Here is a 19,341-nt window from a genome sequence, read left to right as displayed (position 1 = left end):
CATCATAAGTGAAGGTACCTCCGCAGGTGATGAGGTACCTTCTTTTTTCTCTATTTTAACATGATTTTGTATGATTCGTTATGGTGATTACTTCGTCTTAATAAATTCAGAAAGCTCATCCACTGAAACTTCGGCAGATTCACCGGTTTTGCGGATTTTCACTTCTACGATGCCTTCATCGGCACGTTTTCCGACAGTGATACGGATCGGAAGGCCGATCAGATCAGAATCAGCAAACTTCACGCCTGCGCGTTCAGCGCGGTCATCGTATAATACCTCATAACCTTCCGCCTGGAATTTGCCGTAAAGCTGTTCAGCAAGCTCTTTTTGCGCTTCGTTTTTCATATTCAGCGCCAAAATATGAAGATCATACGGGGCAACGCTTTTCGGCCAGATCAAGCCTTTTTCGTCGTGATGCTGTTCAGCGATGGCTGAAAGCGTTCTGGACACGCCGATTCCGTAACATCCCATCAGCATCGGCTGCGCACGCCCGTTTTCATCAAGGTATGTCGCATTCATCGCTTCAGAGTAACGCGTGCCGAGTTTAAAGACTTGTCCGACCTCAATCCCTTCAGCGAAACGGATCGTGCCTTTTCCGTCAGGTGACGGATCGCCTTCCTGAATGATTCGAAGATCGGCATATGCTTTTACTGACGCGTCACGTTCGATGTTTACGTTTCGGTAATGACGGTCTTTTTCATTCGCACCGCTAACGGCGTTTACCATTACTTTTACGGCTTGGTCGGCATAAATCTCAATGTCCCCGGTAGCGCCGATCGGCCCCGCAAATCCCGGCTCTGTGCCAAGTTTCTCTGCTACTTCTTCATGAGACGCAAGCTCAACCACTTCCGCGTTCAGAAGGTTTTTCACTTTCACGTCGTTGACCTCATGATCGCCTCTTACTAACACGAGAACAAATCGGTCATCCGCTTTAAACAGCATTGATTTGATGCAGGCGCTCGGCTCGATCTGCAAGAACGAAGCGAGCTCTTCAATGCTTTTGACATTCGGCGTATCAATTTTCTCCAATGCCTCGGGTGTTTCATCTGACGGCTCGCTGTTCATGACAACTTCCGCCATTTCCGTATTGGCTGCGTAAGAGGATCCATCGGAATAAGCGATGGTATCTTCCCCTATTTCAGAAAGAGCCATAAATTCATGCGTGTCTTTTCCGCCCATCGCGCCCGAGTCGGCAATAACGGGACGGACGTTTAATTCACAGCGTGCGAAAATGCTGCTGTATGCGCCGTACATGTTTTGGTACGTTTCCTCCAGACTTTCTTCAGAAGCATGGAAAGAATACGCATCTTTCATGATGAATTCGCGTCCGCGCAATAACCCGAAACGCGGGCGTTTTTCATCTCTGAATTTAGACTGGATCTGGTAAAGAGTGAGCGGCAGACGCTTATAAGATTTCACCTCATCACGCACGAGAGAAGTAATGACTTCTTCATGTGTCGCGCCTAAAGCAAATTCACGGCCGTGGCGGTCTTTCAGACGCATTAATTCAGGCCCGTACGTATACCATCTGCCTGATTCCTGCCATGTTTCAGCCTGTTGAAGGGCCGGCATCAGCATTTCCACCGCGTTGATTTTTTCCATTTCTTCACGCACGATCTTCTGAATGTTTTGAATGACCCTGTAAGCCAGGGGCATGTAGCTGTAAACCCCGCTCGTATTTTGTCTGATAAATCCCGCTCTCAGCAGAAGCTTATGGCTTTTTGCTTCAGCATCAGCCGGCACTTCTCTCAGGGTCGGAATAAGCGTCAAACTTTGTCTCATGTCTTCGCACCTCTGATTTTTTACTAGTCAATTATAAGAATAAACGCTGGATATCGTTCCATGTGACAACCAGCATAAGAAGCATTAAGAAAGCTACGCCGATAAATACGACAAATGCTTCCTTGTCACGGTTAATCGGCTTGCCGCGGATTGCTTCTATGAATAAAAACAGCAGCCGTCCGCCGTCAAGCGCCGGTATCGGCAGCAGGTTGACGATTCCCAGGTTGATGCTTAAAAACGCCGCAAACTGGAATAGGTTGATAATACCGGTTTTTGCAACTTGATCCGTCATATCATAAATGCCGACAGGACCCGAAAGCATATCAAGCTTAAACTGGCCTGTCACAAGTTTGCTCAGATTGGTCAGGATCGCTTTTGTGACATCAACGGTAGATGTCGCGCCGTAAGCAATCGCTGCAAGCGCGCCTTTTTCAGTCGGCGCATAAGAGCCGAAGCGGCCGATTGTTTTTTTATTTTCATCTTTTACAGCTTCAGGTGTAACCGAGATATGAAACGATTTGCCATCCCGTTTGACGGCGACATCGATTTTTTTCCCGGGATTTTCTTTTACCGCTGTCACGATGTCGGTCCATGACCTCATTTTTTCACCGTTAATGCTCTGGATATAGTCGCCTTCTTTTAAACCGGCAGCAGCTGCGCGTCCATTGTCTGTCAGCTTCCCGAGCTCAGGCTGATTTGAAGGCACGCCTTGAATGAATCCGAGCATGACGAGAATGACATACGCTAAGATGAAGTTCATAATCGGACCGGCAGCAATCGCCTTAATCCGCTTCCATACGGGTTTAGACCCGAATTGTCGATTGTAAGGCGCAATCTGCACTTCTTCTCCGTCTACGATAAAAAAAGAGGTCTGACTGACAGTAAAGCCCGCCAGTTCATCTTCTTTCCCCTGCTCGTACCCGGTAATCTTCATTTCGTGCTCAAGATCAGCCGTCTCCACCTCGATAATTAAAGCGTCGGGATATTTTTCCTTTTGATTAATGATGACTTTTTCCACTTCGTCATCTTTATTAAAAAGAAGCCCGACGGTATAACCGGGTTTGACTTCGATCATCTCCGGGTCTTCACCGGCCATGCGGACGAACCCTCCGACCGGAAGGAGTCTGATCGTATACACGGTTTCATTCTTTTTAAATGAAAAGATTTTAGGGCCGAAGCCGATCGCAAATTCACGGCAAAGGATTCCCGCTCTTTGGGCGAGCAATAAATGCCCGAGCTCATGGAAAAAAACGAGCGTTCCGAAAATAATAATAAACGCGATAACTGTATTCACGAACATACCACCTTATGTGAGTATTGAATTAACGTATCCCCGGGTGTCTTTGTCCACTTCTTGGATATCCGCAAGACTCGGATCCTGAATTACGCTGTGGCGGTCCAATGCTTTTTCAATCAGGTCCTCAATCGATAAGAATGAAATCCGTCCGGCAAGAAAAGCGGCAACGGCTTCTTCGTTGGCCGCATTTAAAACCGTCGGCATCGTTCCCCCTATTTTACCTGATTCAAAGGCAAATTGTAAGCAGCGGAACCTTTCAAAGTCAGCTTTAGCAAAATGAAGGCTTCCGATCTCCCATAATTCAAGCCTTTTTGTTTCAGGCAGAGGCAGCCGGTCCGGATATGTCAGCGCGTATTGAATCGGCACCCTCATGTCCGGATTTCCGAGCTGGGCGATGACGCTTCTGTCGTGAAATTCAACCATCGAATGAATGATGCTCTCTTTATGTAATACAACGTCAATCTGTTCATACGGAATGTCAAAAAGCCAATGCGCTTCAATGACTTCAAGCCCTTTATTCATCATTGTAGCCGAGTCAATCGTAATCTTTGCACCCATCGACCAGTTCGGGTGATTAAGGGCGTCGGCAATCGTTACAGACTCAAGCTCCTGCCGCGTTTTATCTCTGAAACTGCCGCCGGATGCCGTAATGATCAGGCGCTCGATATTTTTGCTCTGTTCGCCTTGCAGCGCCTGAAAAATAGCGGAATGTTCGCTGTCAACCGGAAGAAGAGGAACACCGTATCGTTTTGCGTGTCCTTTCACTATATGCCCGGCAGTGACGAGAGTTTCCTTATTTGCAAGCGCAATTGTTTTTTTCTGTTCAATCGCTTTCAAAGTCGGGATTAAACCGACGCTTCCAAGCAGCGCATTGACCACGATATCCACTTCGTCCATGACTGCCGCTTCAATCAGGCCTTCTTCTCCGATGCCGATTTGACATTCATGCGAAAAAGACGCTTCTTTCACTTTTTGATATGTATCCATGTCGCCGACTGCTACATATTTCGGCTGAAACGTTCTGATCAACGGGATCGCTTTCTCGGCGTTTTTACCGAAAGTCATCGAGACGAGACGGAACTGATCTTGATGCATGCGCAATACGTCTAACGTCTGCTCCCCGATTGATCCTGTTGCTCCTAAAAGACAAATATTCTTCAAAATGCCACTCCCATTCTATGCGTCCAGATCGGTCTTATTTTCATATTAGCCTTTCTCATGAAAAAAGCGCAAGCAGAAAGTATAAGAACGGCATGACAAACAAAAAGCTGTCAAATCGGTCTAAAATGCCGCCGTGCCCGGGAAGGATTTTCCCCGAATCCTTCACATCATAGTGCCGCTTAAGCGCTGATTCAACCAAATCCCCGATCTGTCCGAACACAGACAGAACAAGCGTGATGACCAAAAGAACCGGATATGAAATCGGAAGGTGAGCAAACAGCTGAAAAACAGCCGTAAAAATAAGGGCGATGACAATACCGCCGAGAAACCCTTCCACTGTTTTGTTGGGACTGATTTCGGGCCACAGCTTCCGCTTCCCGAGCGACTTTCCGACGAAATATGCGCCTGAGTCCGTTGACCATATGACAACGCAGGCATAAAAGATATACAAAAGCCCGTTTGTTTCAATGTTTCTGATTTCAATAAAATAATGAAAACACAGTCCGATATATACCGTCGCGAGAACGATAAACCCGACTTCGTCAAACGTAAAGGTGTTTTTCACAAGCACCGTATAGCTGAGCAGAATCAATACGGCGAAAATCGTTACTTCCATTTTCGCATCGAAAAAATGATATTTGTCCGGCATCATATACAGCCATAACAACAAGAGGCTGATCAGACCCGGAAAAGAAAAAAATCTGAGCTTTTTCATCCGCAAAAGCTCAAAAAGCGCTATACTTCCCATCACGTAAACAAATACGGTGAACGGCAATCCTCCGAAAATAACCAAAAATAAAAATAGTGCCGCTGCCAGAACACCTGTTAACAATCTTTGTTTCATTTCCACCATCCTCTAAATTCCGCCAAACCTCCGGCCCCGCTGCTGAAATTCTCCCACTGCCTGCAGAAAGTGATCTTCTTTAAAATCGGGCCACAGGACATCTGTAAAAACAAATTCACTGTAAGCCACCTGCCAAAGCATAAAGTTGCTCAGTCTGATTTCTCCGCTCGTTCTGATGAGCAGCTCCGGGTCCTGGATTGATTCTGTCATTAAATGCCCGGAAAAGAGCGCTTCATCAATGTCTTCGATATTCAGCGTGCCGCTTTTCACCTGTTCGGCCAATGCTTTTGCCGCATTGACGATTTCCGTGCGTCCGCCGTAGTTCAAAGCGAAATTGAGAATCAGCCCGTCATTTTGTTCTGTATCTTTTACGGCCTTCTCAATCGCCCTGTACGTATGAGAAGGGAGCGCGGATTCATCTCCGATAATTTTCACCTGTACATTTTCCTCTATCAATTCAGGAAGATACGTATTCAGGAACTCTTCCGGAAGCTTCATCAAAAAGTCGACTTCCATCTTCGGTCGCTTCCAATTCTCCGTTGAAAACGCATAAAGAGTCAGAACTTTAACGCCGAGCTGATTTGCGAGCTTTGTCACCCTTTTTACCACTTTCATTCCTTCATGATGTCCGGCAATCCGCGGGAGTGAGCGCTTCTTCGCCCAGCGTCCGTTTCCGTCCATAATAATGGCAATGTGTGCGGGAATTTCACCCTTCAGTATGTCTTCTTTTGTATACCGTTCTAAGTTGGAAGCCGCATTCTGCTGATTCTTCCAATTTTTGAGTATGTTGAGCATGAGATTCCTCCGTCACCCAAAAAGGTTGCGTTGCTGATGATCAATGTAATCAACAGTATTAACAAAAAAACCCCCTGTAAACATGAGAGGGTCTTTTCACATTATCTATTGTACATAGTTTTTCATTAAACTTCCATGATTTCTTTTTCTTTGTCTTTCGTGACGCTGTCAATTTTTGACACATATTCATCTGTCAGCTTTTGAACGTCTTCACTGGAAGCACGAAGCTCGTCTTCTGTAATGTCCCCGTTTTTCTCAAGTTTTTTGAGGTCGTCGTTGCTGTCACGGCGGACATTACGGACTGCTACTTTCGCTTCTTCCGCGTATTTTTTCACGACTTTGACAAGTTCTTTACGTCTTTCTTCCGTCAGAGCCGGGATCGCGATGCGGATAATTGTGCCGTCACTTGTCGGCGTTACGCCAAGATCAGCTTTCAGGATTGCTTTTTCAATATCGCCGATTGCCGTTTTGTCATACGGTGTGACAACAAGCATACGCGCTTCAGGCACATTGATGGAAGACAGCTGGTTTAAAGGTGTTTGGGCACCGTAGTATTCTACTGTCACTTTATCCAATAGAGATGGGTTGGCACGTCCTGCGCGGACTGACGCCAATTCACGTGAATAAGCGGCAACCGCTTTTTCCATGCGTTCTTTTGTTTGTGTTAATACTTCGTTTGACAACGTTATTTCCCCCTTACGATCGTTCCGATTGATTCGCCGATTACGGCACGCTTAATATTTCCTTCTTCCATAATAGAAAAGACGATCAGCGGAATATCATTATCCATACATAGTGAAGAAGCCGTAGAATCCATGACTTCCAGCCCGTCTTTTAACACATCGAGATAAGATAATTTTTCGTATTTAACGGCTGACTCATCTTTTCTCGGATCAGCATTATACACACCATCGACATTATTTTTCGCCATTAAGATCACGTCCGCTTCGATTTCAGCGGCACGCAGCGCTGCGGTTGTGTCCGTAGAGAAATAAGGGTTTCCTGTTCCCGCGGCAAAAATAACAACGCGTTTTTTCTCCAGGTGGCGGATGGCTTTTCTTCTGATGTAAGGCTCAGCGACCTGACGCATTTCAATTGATGTCTGCACTCTGGACTGAATTCCGAGCGTTTCCAGGCTGTCCTGCAGGGCAAGTGAGTTCATGACAGTAGCAAGCATGCCCATATAATCGGCCGTCGCACGGTCCATTCCTAAGTCACTGCCCGTTTTTCCGCGCCATAAGTTGCCGCCGCCTACGACTACGGCCACTTCGACGTCAAGCTCAGCGATTTCTTTTACCTGTTTAGCGATGGATTGGATGACAGTCGGATTAATGCCGTTTCCCTGCTCTCCTGCCAATGCTTCTCCGCTAAGCTTTAAAACGATACGATTGTATTTTGGTTTTTCCATAATAACCTCCAAGTGTAAACATTGCCGTTTCCTATTATGCAAGAGAAAAAAAGGTTTGTAAATATAGTTTTAAAAATAGGGAACACAAGTAGTGTCCCCTATACTGCCTGAAAAGCCGCGAAAGATTCGCCAAGGCTTTCCGCCATTATTTTTTCACTTGGTTCATAACTTCTTCAGCAAAGTTTTCTTGGCGTTTTTCAATACCTTCTCCAACTTCGTAGCGGACGTAAGTTTTAACAGATGCGTTTTTCGCAGCCACAACTTGTTTCACTTTTTCGTCTGGGTTTTTAACGAAAGCTTGGTCTAATAAGCAAATTTCTTCGAAGAATTTGTTCAGACGGCCTTCAACCATTTTAGCTACGATGTTTTCCGGTTTGCCTTCTTGAAGAGCTTGCTGAGTCAGAATCTGACGCTCATGGTTTGCTTCTTCTTCAGACACTTGGTCGCGGGAAATGTAACGAGGATTTACCGCTGCAACATGCATCGCGATGTCTTTTGCAAGATCTTCGTCAGTTGTTCCGCTAAGAACGGATAATACGCCGATGCGGCCTCCCATGTGAAGGTAAGCACCGAACGCTTCGCTGTCTTCTTTTGAAATAACAGCAAAACGGCGAAGAGTGATTTTCTCTCCGATTTTAGCAACGTTGCTTGTGATGTATTCTTCAACAGTAGAACCGTTTTCCATCTTTTGACCCATTGCTTCTTCAAGATCAGCAGGAGCGTTTGCAAGAAGGTGGTCAGCAAGCGTGTTCAGAAGCTCTTTGAAGCCTTCGTTTTTCGCAACGAAATCAGTTTCAGAGTTTACTTCTAAGATAACGCCTTTGTTGCCGTCAGTTTTAATAAGAGTAGAACCTTCAGCAGCGATACGGTCAGCTTTTTTAGCCGCTTTCGCAATTCCTTTTTCTCTCAGAAGGTCGATTGCTTTGTCCATATCTCCGTCAGTTTCAGTCAATGCTTTTTTACAGTCCATCATACCAGCGCCTGTTTTTTGACGCAGTTCTTTTACCTGCTGTGCAGTAATAGCCATTTGAATTCCTCCTTATATGTGTAAACAAGATATGTATAGATACATTTTTCTTGAAAAAAGGTGATAAAAGGCAGTCCCTCTTATCACCTTTTGATTAGGTTACGCAGTTGTCGTTTCTGTTTCAGGTGCAGTCTCTTCAGCAGCTTCCGCTTCTTCTTCGCCTTGCTTCGCTTCAAGAATAGCATCTGCCATTTTAGAAGTAAGAAGTTTAACAGCGCGGATTGCGTCATCGTTTGCAGGGATTACGACATCAATTTCATCAGGATCACAGTTTGTATCTACGATTCCGATGATAGGAATGTTCAATTTGTGAGCTTCCGCAACAGCGATGCGCTCTTTGCGAGGATCGATGATGAATAATGCATCAGGAAGATCCTTCATGTCTTTAATTCCGCCGAGGAATTTTTCAAGACGCTCTAATTCTTTTTTCAATTGAACAACTTCTTTTTTCGGAAGTACTTCAAATGTACCGTTTTCTTGCATTTTCTCGATGTCTTTCAGACGCTTAATGCGTTTTTGGATTGTTTCGAAGTTTGTCAGTGTACCGCCCAACCAGCGTTGGTTGACATAGTACATGCCAGAGCGTACAGCTTCTTCTTTAACAGAATCCTGAGCTTGTTTTTTTGTGCCGACGAAAAGGATTTTTCCGCCTTCAGCAGCAAGGTTTTTCGTGAAGTTGTAAGCTTCCTCTACTTTTTTCACTGTTTTTTGAAGGTCAATGATGTAGATTCCGTTACGCTCCGTGAAAATGTAACGCTTCATTTTTGGGTTCCAGCGGCGTGTTTGGTGGCCGAAGTGAACACCAGCTTCAAGCAATTGTTTCATAGAAATAACTGACATGTGATTTCCTCCTAATAAAATGGTTTTTTTCCTCCGCTTAGGTCATTTTTGTGCAGAACTGCCGTTTGCAGCACCCTCTGCATAAATCGTTAAGCGTGTGTATTTAACACCAAGACATAATATAACACAGCTTTATGCGACAATCAAGAATCCTTTACAGCTTTGCCGCGAAATTTTAAAAACAGCTCGATTTCTGTCTTTCCGCTCTGCATCCGTTTGGCGATTTCCGCGGGGGTGAGCCCTTGTTCATATAATTCTGAAACACGTTCTTCAAACGAATGCGCGCCGCTGTTTTCGTCACTTTCAGCCCGTTCCGTTGCACTGATGAGCTTTTCCATGTGGTCCGGAATATCAGGCTCTTCTTTCGGTTCCGGCCGGGGGGCGGCGTCTTCTGCGGCCGGCGCTTGACGGCTTTTTGCGTCTTCGAGTCTTTCATTTTCTTCTTTCAGCTCAAGCAGAAACGCTGCAAGGGTGTTTTCCGTCTCTTCAAGAATCTTCTTCTGCTGGCGCTCCGTCTCCTTGAGGGCTGAAAACCTCGTGTACAGAATAATGACGGCATAAAGCAGTACGCCGTGAAGCACAAAGCTTAAAAGCCATAATAGTGTTGACATGTTTTTCACTCGCTAACCATGAGTTCATTATTGAATTACTTTTTCAAGCAGGTGCTTTAATTTAAACAGCGCCTTTGAATGAATCTGTGAAATCCGCGACGTCGAAAGGTTCAGGACTTGTCCGATTTCGGTCAAAGTCAGTTCTTCTTTATAGAATAAACTGACGACAAGCTGCTCTTTTTCAGAGAGCTCGTGAATTTTGCCCGCAAGCTGAGCGATCAGCTCGTCCTTCATGATTTTTTCTTCCGGCGGCACATTTTTGTCATCTCTGATCATCACTTGAATATTCTCACCGTCATCCTGGTCGTGAAGCTTTTCATCAATGGATAAGAGATTGGCAAAAAACCCTTCATTCATCGTTGATACTACGTCCTGCTCCGTCATCCCCAGCTCTTCTGCGATCTCTGAAGGCGTCACATTCCGAAGGTAGCGCTGTTCAAGTTTTTCGATTGCCGCTTCGACTTTTTTTGTCTTCTCCCGTGAAGTTCTGGGCAGCCAATCTTCTTTACGCAGCCCGTCGATAATTGCACCGCGAATTCTAAACGAGGCATAGGTATCAAATTTTAAATCCCGGCCGGGGTCAAATTTTTCTAGGGCATCGTATAAACCAAGCATACCAAGGCTCATTAGATCGTCTTTATGCACCGATTTCGGCAGTCCGACGGAAATTCTGCCGACATGATATGTGACAAGCGGCATGTAACGGCGCATTAAATCATCACCGGCTTTAGGATCTTTCCACTCTTTCCAGCGCGACCAAAGCACCTGATCTTCATAATTCAAGGATTGCATTGTTATCCCCCTACCTCATACCTTTATTAAATCGTTGTTTCACCTTGTTTAACAGTTCGAATGTGCAGCATGCAGGACTTTGGCTCAAATTCAATCGTCCGGCCGCTTGAGCCGCCCGTATCTTCACTGATGACCGGAATGTTATACAATGAAAGCTGCTCTTTGATGGCCGCTACATTCCTCGGACCGATTTTCATCAGGTCGTTCGTCATTTTAAACTTAAACATCTCCGCTCCCCCGGCGAGTTTTGCCTTCAGGGCAAACTTGCGGCAGCCGGCTTTCAAAAGCATATCGATCGTCATCTTAACGGCGGTGTCCGCGTATTTTGCACGGTTGAGCTCCGCTGTTTTTGATAAACCGGAGTCCGGCAGCATGACGTGAACGAGTCCTGCCGTTTGTTTGTCTTTATCGTATAAAACCAGCCCCACGCATGAACCGAGTCCCGAGGTTCGGATTTTATCCGGGTAACGCGCGACTTGGACATCCGCAATCCCCACTTTAACGACTGCGGCTTCCGCACGGCTCATAAAGCCGCACCCAATGAGACGAAGAGCTTTTCAAAAGAATCATAGTCCGGGAGCATAAACATGTGAGCTTTGAGCTCCTGCCGGCTGCCCTGGTCAAAAATAGAAGTATCCACGACAATGGCATGCTCTCCGACTTGGCTGAGCTCCATCAGCCCTTCACTGATAACCGCGCCGAACATATCAAGTGAGATTTCCGGCACGCTCGGGTAAATCTCAAGCTTTGTCAAATCAGCCAATGCCGTTAAATAGGAACCTGCTAAAATATTGCCGAACTCATGTAAAGCAGAAGAACTCAAATGATCTTCGCCTAGCTGGTCAATATCAAAATCCGGATTTCCGATCAGCTCTCTGATAAACTGTTCCGCCTGAAGGAAAGGCATGATGAGAAAGATAGAGCCGGTCATGTCGCCTTCCATTCTTAAAAAGATACTGGCGACCGGCGTTTCAGCCCCGCCGAAAAAATCAGCGAGCTCATCAAATGTCAATAAAGTCGCAAACGGCACTTCCATGTCTATCTTTCTGTTCAGCAGCTGAGCCATTGCAGAAGCCGAGTGACCCGCCCCGATATTTCCGACTTCCCGCAAAATATCCATCTGCTCTTCTTTGATCGCTTCAAACTTACTCATGTTGTCTTTTCCCCTTTAAGCATTAGGCTCTCCGGACGCAGATGCCGAAGCACCTTTATCCAGCACCGCATGCGCATCGATAATATTGAGGAGCCTGTTATCTTGCTTAACGATCTGTTTAATCCACACATCCGTTTCCTTTGTCTGGCTTTCAGGCGCGGATTCGATTTCATTTTCATGCACGGTGATGACGTCATTGGCCTCATCCACGACCCATCCGACATCAGCGTCACGGTAAGAAATGATGATAATTCGAGTCTCTTCTGTGATGTCCTGTTCAGGCTGATTCAGACGTTTTCTTAAATCAAGAACCGGGGTAATCACTCCGCGCAGATTGATAACGCCGCGGATATAAGATTCCACACCCGGGATCCTCGTCGGTTTTTGCCACTTTTCAATTGATTTCACCTGGGAAACTGAGATAGCGTATTCTTTCCCGTTTATCATAAACACAATCATTTTTTCACCTGTTTTGATTTCAGCAGTCATGCGGGCACCTCCTCGTGTCGTTTTAGTAGATCAGCGCATTGCAATCAATAATCAGCGCCACTTCTCCGTTTCCGAGAATCGTAGCGCCGGAAATCGCAAAGACGTTCGTTAAATAGTCGCCGAGTGATTTCAGTACGACTTCCTGCTGTCCGATAAAAGAGTCCACGACAAAAGCAGTGGATTTATCGCCCTTTTTCACGACGATTACATGGAACTGATCGGCATCCTGTTTTGAATCCGTAATGCCGAATTCTTTTTTCAGATAGACGATCGGAACGATTTGGCCTCTGAAATCAATCACTTCTCTGTCATGCGTCTGCAGGATATCTTTCTTATCAATAACAGCCGTCTCTATAATAGAAGAAATCGGTATCGCAAACGTCTCTTCTTCCAGTTTAATGAGAAGAACGGATATAATTGAAAGTGTCAGCGGAAGCTGGATACTGAAAAGAGAACCTTGGCCTTCCGCGGATTTGACACTGACAGAGCCGCCGAGTGATTCGAGTTTATTTTTTACGACATCCAGGCCGACGCCCCGCCCTGAAATGTCAGAAATTTGATCGGCAGTCGAGAAGCCCGGAGCAAAAATAAGCTCGTAAATCTCATTATCTTCAAGCGTTTCAGCATCACGTTCGGTGATTACACTCCGCTCGAGCGCTTTTTCAAGAATTTTCTTTCTGTTCAGGCCGGCCCCATCATCTTCAACCTCAATAAAGACGTGGTTGCCGCTGTGATATGCCTTAAGCACGACATGGCCAGATTCCGGTTTTCCTTTATTCACCCGCACTTCAGGCGATTCAATGCCGTGATCGATGCTGTTTCTGATTAAATGGACAAGCGGATCGCCGATTTCATCAATCACCGTGCGGTCCAGCTCCGTTTCAGCTCCGATGATGGACAATTCGATCTTCTTGTTTAATTCCTTTTGAAGCTGGCGGATCATTCTCGGAAAACGGTTAAAGACGGTTTCTACCGGCACCATCCGCATATTAAGAATAATAGACTGAAGGTCGCCCGAGATTCTGGTCAGGCGTTCAACGGTTTCAGTCAGCTCATTGTGGTCAAGCTCCTTGGCGATCTGCTCAAGACGTCCGCGGTCAATGACAAGTTCTTCAAAAAGGTTCATTGAAGAATCCAGTCTTTCAATGTTGACGCGAATCGTTTTCGAGCCGCTGTGATGCTTCGGCTGTTCTTCCGTTTTCGCTTGCGGCTTAGGCTGTTTTTCAGCCTTTTTAACCGGAGTTTCCTTCACCGGTTCAGCCGCTTGCGGTTTTTCGGCCGTTTTTAACGGCGCACCGGCAGAAATTTCGACATTCTCCACTTCTGAAATGCCGCTGATGAGTTCTTTAATTTCTTCAGCAGGCTGCTTTGTCAAGAAACACACCTGAAAATCCGTTCCGAAATCTTCCGTCTCAAGCACTTCCGCGGCGGGTATCGTTTTTGCGACTTCCCCGGCTTCATTCAGCTTTTCAAATATCATGTACACGCGCACGGCTTTGAGCATACAGCTTTCATTCAGGGAAACCGTTATTTCATAGCGGCTGAATCCTTGCTCTTCCGCCTCTTCAATAACAGTCCGTTCGAACTCATCATAATTCCATTCAGTTGAAGCCTGTTGTTTTGAAGCCGGCGGTTCTGCTGTTTCGGCTGAAGCCGCAGTCTCATGCACCGCATTTACGTCGAGCTTCGCACTCACTTCAGAAATATCACGTTTGCCGTCTCCACCGTCAATAATGGACTGCACCATCTCTTCAAGATGATCAAGCGCTTCAAACAGCACGTCCAGCCAATCCGATGTAACGGGCATTTCTCCATTGCGGATAGCGTCCAGCACATTTTCCATCAGGTGGGTTAAATGCGCCAGATCTGTATATCCCATCGTTGCGCTCATGCCTTTCAGCGTATGGGCAGCTCTGAAGATGTCATGCACAAGCTGAAGGTCTGCCGGATCTTTTTCCAACAGCAGCAGCTTTTCGTTACATGTCTGTAAGTGCTCTTTACTTTCATCAATAAAGACATCTAAATATTGATTCATATCCAATTGATTCACACCCTCTCTTTTTTCACACATCCGGTGATGGATGCAGCGATATCTTCCACATGTTTAATCTCATGAATGAGGCCCGCCTTTATCGCTGACTTCGGCATTCCGAACACAACACAGGATTCGTCCGATTCCGCAATCGTTTTAACGCCGCCTGTTCTGAGCATTTCTTTTACGCCCTCGGTTCCGTCGCTGCCCATGCCTGTCATAATGACGGCTACCTTTTCGTAATCGGATAAGCGGCTTGCCGACCGAAACAAATAATCGGCTGACGGTTTATGCCGGCTTTCCGTATCATGAACGTCAAGAATGATGCGGAGCCTTCCGCCTTCCTCTGCAACCGTCATATTTTTTCCGCCGGGTGCGATGTACACCCATCCGTCTTTCGCTTCTTCACCGTTTTCCGCTTCTTTGACCTGAATATCTGACAAATGGTTGAGTCTGTCTGCAAGTGAAGCGGTGAAGCCTTCAGGCATGTGCTGAACGACAAATACAGGCGCCTTTAAATCCTTCGGCAGTTTCGGAATCACCTTCTGCAGAGCCCGCGGTCCGCCTGTAGAGGTCGCGATGAATACGGCCTGCTTGGCGGATTTTGCTTTCGGTCTTTCAAATCCCGCCAAAGCCGGACGTTCCGGGATAGAAGACTCTTTCACTGCCGCCTCAGGTTTTTGTGCGCGGGACAGCCCGGCTGCAATCACCCTCTCAATCAGCTGCTCTTTAATTTTATAAAGATCAAGTGAAATCGCTCCGGAAGGCTTGGTGATAAAATCAAAAGCGCCCATTTCCAGACAGTTGATCGTTCGGTCCTTCCCTTGCTGTGTCTGGCTCGATACCATGATTACGGGAAGTTTATATATGCTGATGATCTTCCGCAATGTATCCGTTCCGTTCATGACCGGCATTTCAATATCAAGCGTGACAACATCCGGTTTAAGAAGCTCTATTTTCTTCAGCGCCTCTTCCCCGTTTCTGGCTGTCCCGATGACTTCTATCTGCACTTCCGCAGCCAGAAAATCGGTAATCATTTTTCTCATAAAAGCTGAGTCATCAACGACAAGCACACGAATCACTGTAAAGTCCTCCTCAATAAAAAAGAAGATAATCTCTCAATAAATGCCGGTTTCTCTTCTCTTGGTTTGTTTTCTTCCGTTTGAAACAAGACATCCGTCAGAAGACGGACGGACCTGCTGGCTTTTGCTTGAGGACTTTTTATTAAAAAAGGCACCTGGTCAATGACAGCTTGACTTACTAGCGGGTCATCGGGTATGGAGCCGGCGAAACGCACCCCTGCGCCTAAAAACGTGTGAATCGCATGAGAAAGGCGGTTGTACGTGTCCAGCGCCTGTTTTTGGGCGCGGGCGCGATTGACGGCAATGTTTACGGTCAGCCGTTCATCCGCGAGCAAAAGATGTTTGATCGCGCTGTAGGCATCCATAATGGCCGTCGGCTCAGGCGTTGTCACGGCGAGAATGTCTTCCGCCGATAAAATAAACGGCAGCTGTTCTTTTGAAAGTCCCGCTCCCATATCAAACAGAACGTAATCAAAATCGCTTAATACAGCGGAAAGACCATTCATAAAAGCCGTCCACTTCTCTCCGTCTGCTTGATAGATCGCCTCAAGCCCCGTTCCGCCGGATATGTAGCGAAGGCCTTTCGGACCGGAGGAAAGTGATTGCGCCAACGCGTGCCGATTCTCCATCACATCAATAATGGTGCGGGAAGAAGCAGCGCCGATCAGCACATCAATGTTGCCCATTCCGATGTCAAGATCAATGATGAGTGCTTTTTTTCCTTTTTCCTGCAGGGCAACTGCCATGTTTAATGTTAAATTAGATTTTCCGACGCCGCCTTTACCGCTGATGACGGCTAATGTCTTCGCTTTTTTCTCATAAAGCTCCGGCTTGATCATTTGCCGCTCTCTCATTTTCTTTCTTAATGACTCTGCCTGATCGGGTTTCATGTCAAAAGCATCCTTACAAACTCTTTTGGTGAAGCCGATAGGATGTCTTCAGGCACATCCTGTCCATTTGTCAAATAGGCGGCGCCGATTCTTGATTCCGACAGCACTTGAAACACGGAGCCGAGTGAGGCGGTTTCATCCGTTTTCGTGAAAATGAATTGATTGACCGGCACACCTGAAAACTGTTTCAGCACCTGTTTCATATCTTCATATTTTGCAGATCCCGATAATACGAGAAAGGATTGTAAGCCTGATTCAAACGGAATCATCTCTTGTAATTCCGTAATATACTGCTCTTCTTTAAAGTTTCTACCGGCTGTATCAATGAAAACGTGGTCATATTCAGCGAATTTTTCCAGTGCCTTCAGACATTCTTCCTTTGAATAGCATACTTCAAGAGGAGCCTGAAGCAGCTCCGCATATGTCTTCAGCTGCTCGACCGCGGCAATCCGGTAAGTATCCGTCGTCATAAAGGCAATTTTTTTATGCTCTGTCAGCATTGATGAGGCCGCGAGTTTCGCAAGTGTAGTCGTTTTGCCGGCCCCGGTTGAACCGAAAAGCACGACGTATTTTGATTGAATCCCTTCCTGCCACCTGTCTGCCGAAGGGAGTTTTTTCACTAACAAATCCTGCAGTTTTGAGCTGACATTATCTTCAGTTAAATCTCCGGAAACAATTGAAGAACGGAGCAATTCACTGAGTACGGCGTTTTGCGTATGATCAGGAAGCCCGGCTTGCTTCAATAGTCTCTCGGCTTTTTTTAATGGTTCAGGGAGCACTTCTTTAAAATGCGCCAGTTCGCCGGAAATGCTTTGAGCCGGAAGACGCGGCGGCTGAACAGGCTCAGCTTTCTCCGCCGTTTCCGTCTTTTTCATTTCTTCAGCGGCAGCCGGCGGCGTTTTTCTCGCTTCCCTGACGTCACGATCTAAAACCGCTATCACTTCGACGGCCTGCTGCGACCGCAGCCCCAGCCATTTTCGTTTCTTTACTTGTTTGGAATGTAAAATAACGGCATCATTGCCGAGTTCCTTTTTGATTTGCTTCGCGGCATCCTGCATTGAAGCGGCTGTAAATTTTTTTATTTTCATTAAATATCCACCACTCCAATGCTCTGTACTTCAACATTTGCTTCCAGCTCATTATAAGAAAGAACCGGAAGATCAGGGAAATAGCGTTCTAACAGCTGTTTAACATACATTCTGACAGCAGGCGAGCAAAGAAGAATCGCCGACTCCTGTCGGATGGAAAGCTGCTCGGCTTCTTTAGCGACAGAACGGATGATGCTGTCTGAAACCTCAGGGTCGAGTGACAGGTAATTGCCCTGTTCAGTCTGCTGTACCCCGTCTGCAATCGCTTTTTCCACCCGGCCTGAGCATGTGATGACCTTCAGCGTTTCATGCTCTCTCGCATATTGTGCCGTGATTTGTTTGGCAAGCGACTGTCTCGCGTATTCTGTCAAAAGATCTGAATCTGTCGTTAATCTTCCGTAATCGGCAAGAGTTTCAAAAATGGTCACCAAGTTTCTGATTGAAACTTTTTCTCTCAGCAATTTGGCAAGCACCTTTTGAATATCGCCGACAGAAAGAGGGTTTGGCGTGACTTCCTCAACAAGCACAGGATAATTTTCCTTCAGATGATCGATCAGCTGCTTTGTTTCCTGTCTGCCGACCAGTTCATGGGCATGCTGTTTAATTTTTTCTGTAATATGCGTAGATACGACTGACGCCGGATCAACAACTGTATACCCCAGCATGTCCGCTTCATCTTTTGCAGCTTCGCTGATCCATTTTGCGGGAAGTCCGAACGACGGTTCAATCGTTTCAATTCCTTCAATGAAGTCATCTTCAGGCGTGGGTGACATCGCTAAGTAATGATCCAGCAGGAGCTCTCCTTTAGCGACTTCATTGCCTTTAATTTTCAATCTGTATTCATTCGGCTGGAGCGCGATGTTATCCCTGATGCGCACAACCGGAATGACAAGTCCCAATTCAAGCGCAAGCTGACGTCTGATCATGACGATGCGGTCAAGAAGATCACCGCCCTGCCCCGCGTCTGCAAGCGGCACGAGTCCGTATCCGAACTCAAATTCAATCGGATCAATATGTAAAAGCTGCACAACGCTTTCCGGGCTTTTCAGTTCATCCGCCTGAGCCTCTTCTTCAAGAATTTCTTCCTCTTCTTCGCTCGGCTTATCCGCTTTGGACAGCATGTAAGCGCCGAATGCAAGCAGACCGGCGATCGGCCCCGTCAGCAGAATGCCGATCGGTGTAAGAAGACCGAGCAAAAGTACAGTTCCCGCGGCTACATACAAGAGCTTCGGATAAGCAAACAGCTGGCCTGTAATATCATGACCGAGGTTTCCTTCAGATGCCGCTCTCGTCACGACAATCCCCGTAGCCGTTGAAATGAGCAAGGCCGGCATTTGAGAAACGATACCGTCACCGACCGTCAGCATTGTAAAGTGAGACGCAGCTTCTTGTATGCTCATCCCCTGCTGCAGCATGCCGATTACGATTCCGAAAATAATATTGATCATCACGATGATGATCCCCGCGATGGCATCCCCTTTGACGAATTTGCTCGCACCGTCCATGGCGCCGTAAAAATCCGCTTCCCGGGCGACTTTTTCACGTCTGTGCTTTGCATCCTGCTCCGTAATCATGCCGGCATTTAAATCCGCGTCAATACTCATTTGCTTTCCGGGCATCGCATCGAGCGTAAATCTCGCCGCCACTTCCGATACCCGCTCGGCGCCTTTTGTAATGACGATAAACTGAATAATAATCAAGATAATGAAGACAACAAGCCCTACCAGCACATTTCCGCCGACAACGAAATTCCCGAATGTCTCAACAACCTTTCCCCCTTCTCCGCGAGAAAGAATCGAACGTGTCGTCGACACATTGAGCGAAAGCCGAAACAGCGTCAATAACAGCAGCAATGACGGGAATATCGAGAATTGCAGCGGTTCTTGCATATTCATTGTGGTGAGAAGCACGATCAACGCAAGAGAGATATTAATGATGATCAAAATACTTAACAACCATGGAGGGAATGGAATCACCAGCATTGCCACAATGAGGACAACACTTATTAAAACCGATAAATCTCTTGTTGACATGCTGTTTTTCTCTCCTT

19 protein-coding genes are annotated in these 19,341 nt (G+C 46.5%); all 19 read right to left on the bottom strand.

Translation table 11 applies throughout. From position 1 onward, the window contains the following. Positions 1-87 precede the first annotated feature (87 nt). Positions 88-1,782 (bottom strand): proline--tRNA ligase, encoded by a 1,695-nt coding sequence (proS, locus tag HWY38_RS09440; RefSeq protein WP_224181708.1) that lies wholly within the window; start codon positions 1,780-1,782, stop codon positions 88-90. A 31-nt stretch (positions 1,783-1,813) separates the two neighbouring features. Further along, positions 1,814-3,082, bottom strand: coding sequence for an RIP metalloprotease RseP (gene rseP / locus HWY38_RS09435; protein WP_007611459.1), 1,269 nt, complete (start codon positions 3,080-3,082; stop codon positions 1,814-1,816). A 6-nt stretch (positions 3,083-3,088) separates the two neighbouring features. Beyond that, positions 3,089-4,240: a 1-deoxy-D-xylulose-5-phosphate reductoisomerase gene (dxr, locus tag HWY38_RS09430; RefSeq protein WP_003154208.1), complete on the bottom strand. Its 1,152-nt coding sequence runs from the start codon at positions 4,238-4,240 to the stop codon at positions 3,089-3,091. 55 nt (positions 4,241-4,295) lie between these two features. Next, positions 4,296-5,093, bottom strand: coding sequence for a phosphatidate cytidylyltransferase (locus HWY38_RS09425; RefSeq protein WP_007409796.1), 798 nt, complete (start codon positions 5,091-5,093; stop codon positions 4,296-4,298). Between the two features lie 3 nt (positions 5,094-5,096). Beyond that, a complete protein-coding gene (locus tag HWY38_RS09420) occupies positions 5,097-5,879 on the bottom strand; it encodes an isoprenyl transferase (protein ID WP_003154211.1) in 783 nt (260 codons plus the stop codon). 125 nt (positions 5,880-6,004) lie between these two features. Beyond that, positions 6,005-6,562 (bottom strand): ribosome recycling factor, encoded by a 558-nt coding sequence (frr, locus tag HWY38_RS09415; RefSeq protein WP_003154212.1) that lies wholly within the window; start codon positions 6,560-6,562, stop codon positions 6,005-6,007. A 2-nt stretch (positions 6,563-6,564) separates the two neighbouring features. Beyond that, complete coding sequence (gene pyrH / locus HWY38_RS09410; RefSeq protein WP_003154213.1) at positions 6,565-7,287, bottom strand: UMP kinase; 723 nt, start codon at positions 7,285-7,287, stop codon at positions 6,565-6,567. A gap of 145 nt (positions 7,288-7,432) precedes the next feature. After that, positions 7,433-8,314 (bottom strand): translation elongation factor Ts, encoded by an 882-nt coding sequence (gene tsf / locus HWY38_RS09405; RefSeq protein WP_007611455.1) that lies wholly within the window; start codon positions 8,312-8,314, stop codon positions 7,433-7,435. A gap of 99 nt (positions 8,315-8,413) precedes the next feature. Next, complete coding sequence (gene rpsB / locus HWY38_RS09400) at positions 8,414-9,154, bottom strand: 30S ribosomal protein S2 (RefSeq protein ID WP_007611453.1); 741 nt, start codon at positions 9,152-9,154, stop codon at positions 8,414-8,416. A 143-nt stretch (positions 9,155-9,297) separates the two neighbouring features. Then, positions 9,298-9,765 (bottom strand): DUF6115 domain-containing protein, encoded by a 468-nt coding sequence (locus tag HWY38_RS09395; RefSeq protein ID WP_224181707.1) that lies wholly within the window; start codon positions 9,763-9,765, stop codon positions 9,298-9,300. A gap of 27 nt (positions 9,766-9,792) precedes the next feature. Then, entirely contained in the window at positions 9,793-10,557 is a 765-nt protein-coding gene (sigD, locus tag HWY38_RS09390) for an RNA polymerase sigma-28 factor SigD (protein WP_003154217.1), read from the bottom strand. Between the two features lie 26 nt (positions 10,558-10,583). After that, entirely contained in the window at positions 10,584-11,084 is a 501-nt protein-coding gene (gene cheD, locus HWY38_RS09385; protein ID WP_003154219.1) for a chemoreceptor glutamine deamidase CheD, read from the bottom strand. Beyond that, positions 11,081-11,710, bottom strand: a complete 630-nt coding sequence (gene cheC, locus HWY38_RS09380; RefSeq protein WP_224181706.1) for a CheY-P phosphatase CheC — start codon at positions 11,708-11,710, stop codon at positions 11,081-11,083. Before cheC ends, cheD begins: the two co-directional genes overlap by 4 nt. A gap of 15 nt (positions 11,711-11,725) precedes the next feature. Continuing rightward, complete coding sequence (gene cheW / locus HWY38_RS09375; RefSeq protein ID WP_032874920.1) at positions 11,726-12,199, bottom strand: chemotaxis protein CheW; 474 nt, start codon at positions 12,197-12,199, stop codon at positions 11,726-11,728. A 22-nt stretch (positions 12,200-12,221) separates the two neighbouring features. Further along, the gene (gene cheA, locus HWY38_RS09370; protein WP_088462132.1) at positions 12,222-14,240 is read right to left on the bottom strand and encodes a chemotaxis protein CheA; all 2,019 of its coding nucleotides are present in this window, start codon (positions 14,238-14,240) and stop codon (positions 12,222-12,224) included. 5 nt (positions 14,241-14,245) lie between these two features. Next, positions 14,246-15,313, bottom strand: a complete 1,068-nt coding sequence (locus tag HWY38_RS09365; RefSeq protein ID WP_007409791.1) for a chemotaxis response regulator protein-glutamate methylesterase — start codon at positions 15,311-15,313, stop codon at positions 14,246-14,248. Then, positions 15,310-16,203 carry a MinD/ParA family protein gene (locus HWY38_RS09360; protein WP_038458030.1) on the bottom strand — a complete coding sequence of 298 codons (894 nt, stop codon included), beginning with the start codon at positions 16,201-16,203 and terminating at the stop codon, positions 15,310-15,312. Before HWY38_RS09360 ends, HWY38_RS09365 begins: the two co-directional genes overlap by 4 nt. Further along, on the bottom strand, positions 16,200-17,291 hold the full coding sequence (gene flhF / locus HWY38_RS09355; RefSeq protein WP_224181705.1) for a flagellar biosynthesis protein FlhF: 1,092 nt from the start codon (positions 17,289-17,291) through the stop codon (positions 16,200-16,202). Before flhF ends, HWY38_RS09360 begins: the two co-directional genes overlap by 4 nt. Continuing rightward, on the bottom strand, positions 17,291-19,324 hold the full coding sequence (flhA, locus tag HWY38_RS09350; RefSeq protein ID WP_224181704.1) for a flagellar biosynthesis protein FlhA: 2,034 nt from the start codon (positions 19,322-19,324) through the stop codon (positions 17,291-17,293). The genes flhF and flhA overlap by 1 nt, the downstream gene beginning before the upstream one ends. Between the last annotated feature and the right edge of the window lie 17 nt (positions 19,325-19,341).

It is taken from the genome of Bacillus sp. KS1 (assembly GCF_020075515.1).
Classification (GTDB): domain Bacteria; phylum Bacillota; class Bacilli; order Bacillales; family Bacillaceae; genus Bacillus; species Bacillus velezensis.
The sequence above is the reverse complement of the archived record's forward strand: the minus strand, read 5'-3'. Positions and strand labels throughout refer to the sequence as shown.

What these genes read in the sequence shown, in the direction of transcription:
- flhF (WP_224181705.1), bottom strand. Translation starts at nt 17,291, where the DNA reads ATGAAAATAAAAAAATTTACAGCCGCTTCAATGCAGGATGCCGCGAAG.
- flhA (WP_224181704.1), bottom strand. Translation starts at nt 19,324, where the DNA reads ATGTCAACAAGAGATTTATCGGTTTTAATAAGTGTTGTCCTCATTGTG.
- HWY38_RS09425 (WP_007409796.1), bottom strand. Translation starts at nt 5,093, where the DNA reads ATGGTGGAAATGAAACAAAGATTGTTAACAGGTGTTCTGGCAGCGGCA.
- HWY38_RS09360 (WP_038458030.1), bottom strand. Translation starts at nt 16,203, where the DNA reads ATGAAACCCGATCAGGCAGAGTCATTAAGAAAGAAAATGAGAGAGCGG.
- proS (WP_224181708.1), bottom strand. Translation starts at nt 1,782, where the DNA reads ATGAGACAAAGTTTGACGCTTATTCCGACCCTGAGAGAAGTGCCGGCT.
- tsf (WP_007611455.1), bottom strand. Translation starts at nt 8,314, where the DNA reads ATGGCTATTACTGCACAGCAGGTAAAAGAACTGCGTCAAAAAACAGGC.
- rseP (WP_007611459.1), bottom strand. Translation starts at nt 3,082, where the DNA reads ATGTTCGTGAATACAGTTATCGCGTTTATTATTATTTTCGGAACGCTC.
- cheW (WP_032874920.1), bottom strand. Translation starts at nt 12,199, where the DNA reads ATGACTGCTGAAATCAAAACAGGTGAAAAAATGATTGTGTTTATGATA.
- sigD (WP_003154217.1), bottom strand. Translation starts at nt 10,557, where the DNA reads ATGCAATCCTTGAATTATGAAGATCAGGTGCTTTGGTCGCGCTGGAAA.
- pyrH (WP_003154213.1), bottom strand. Translation starts at nt 7,287, where the DNA reads ATGGAAAAACCAAAATACAATCGTATCGTTTTAAAGCTTAGCGGAGAA.
- HWY38_RS09420 (WP_003154211.1), bottom strand. Translation starts at nt 5,879, where the DNA reads ATGCTCAACATACTCAAAAATTGGAAGAATCAGCAGAATGCGGCTTCC.
- HWY38_RS09395 (WP_224181707.1), bottom strand. Translation starts at nt 9,765, where the DNA reads ATGTCAACACTATTATGGCTTTTAAGCTTTGTGCTTCACGGCGTACTG.
- rpsB (WP_007611453.1), bottom strand. Translation starts at nt 9,154, where the DNA reads ATGTCAGTTATTTCTATGAAACAATTGCTTGAAGCTGGTGTTCACTTC.
- cheC (WP_224181706.1), bottom strand. Translation starts at nt 11,710, where the DNA reads ATGAGTAAGTTTGAAGCGATCAAAGAAGAGCAGATGGATATTTTGCGG.
- cheD (WP_003154219.1), bottom strand. Translation starts at nt 11,084, where the DNA reads ATGAGCCGTGCGGAAGCCGCAGTCGTTAAAGTGGGGATTGCGGATGTC.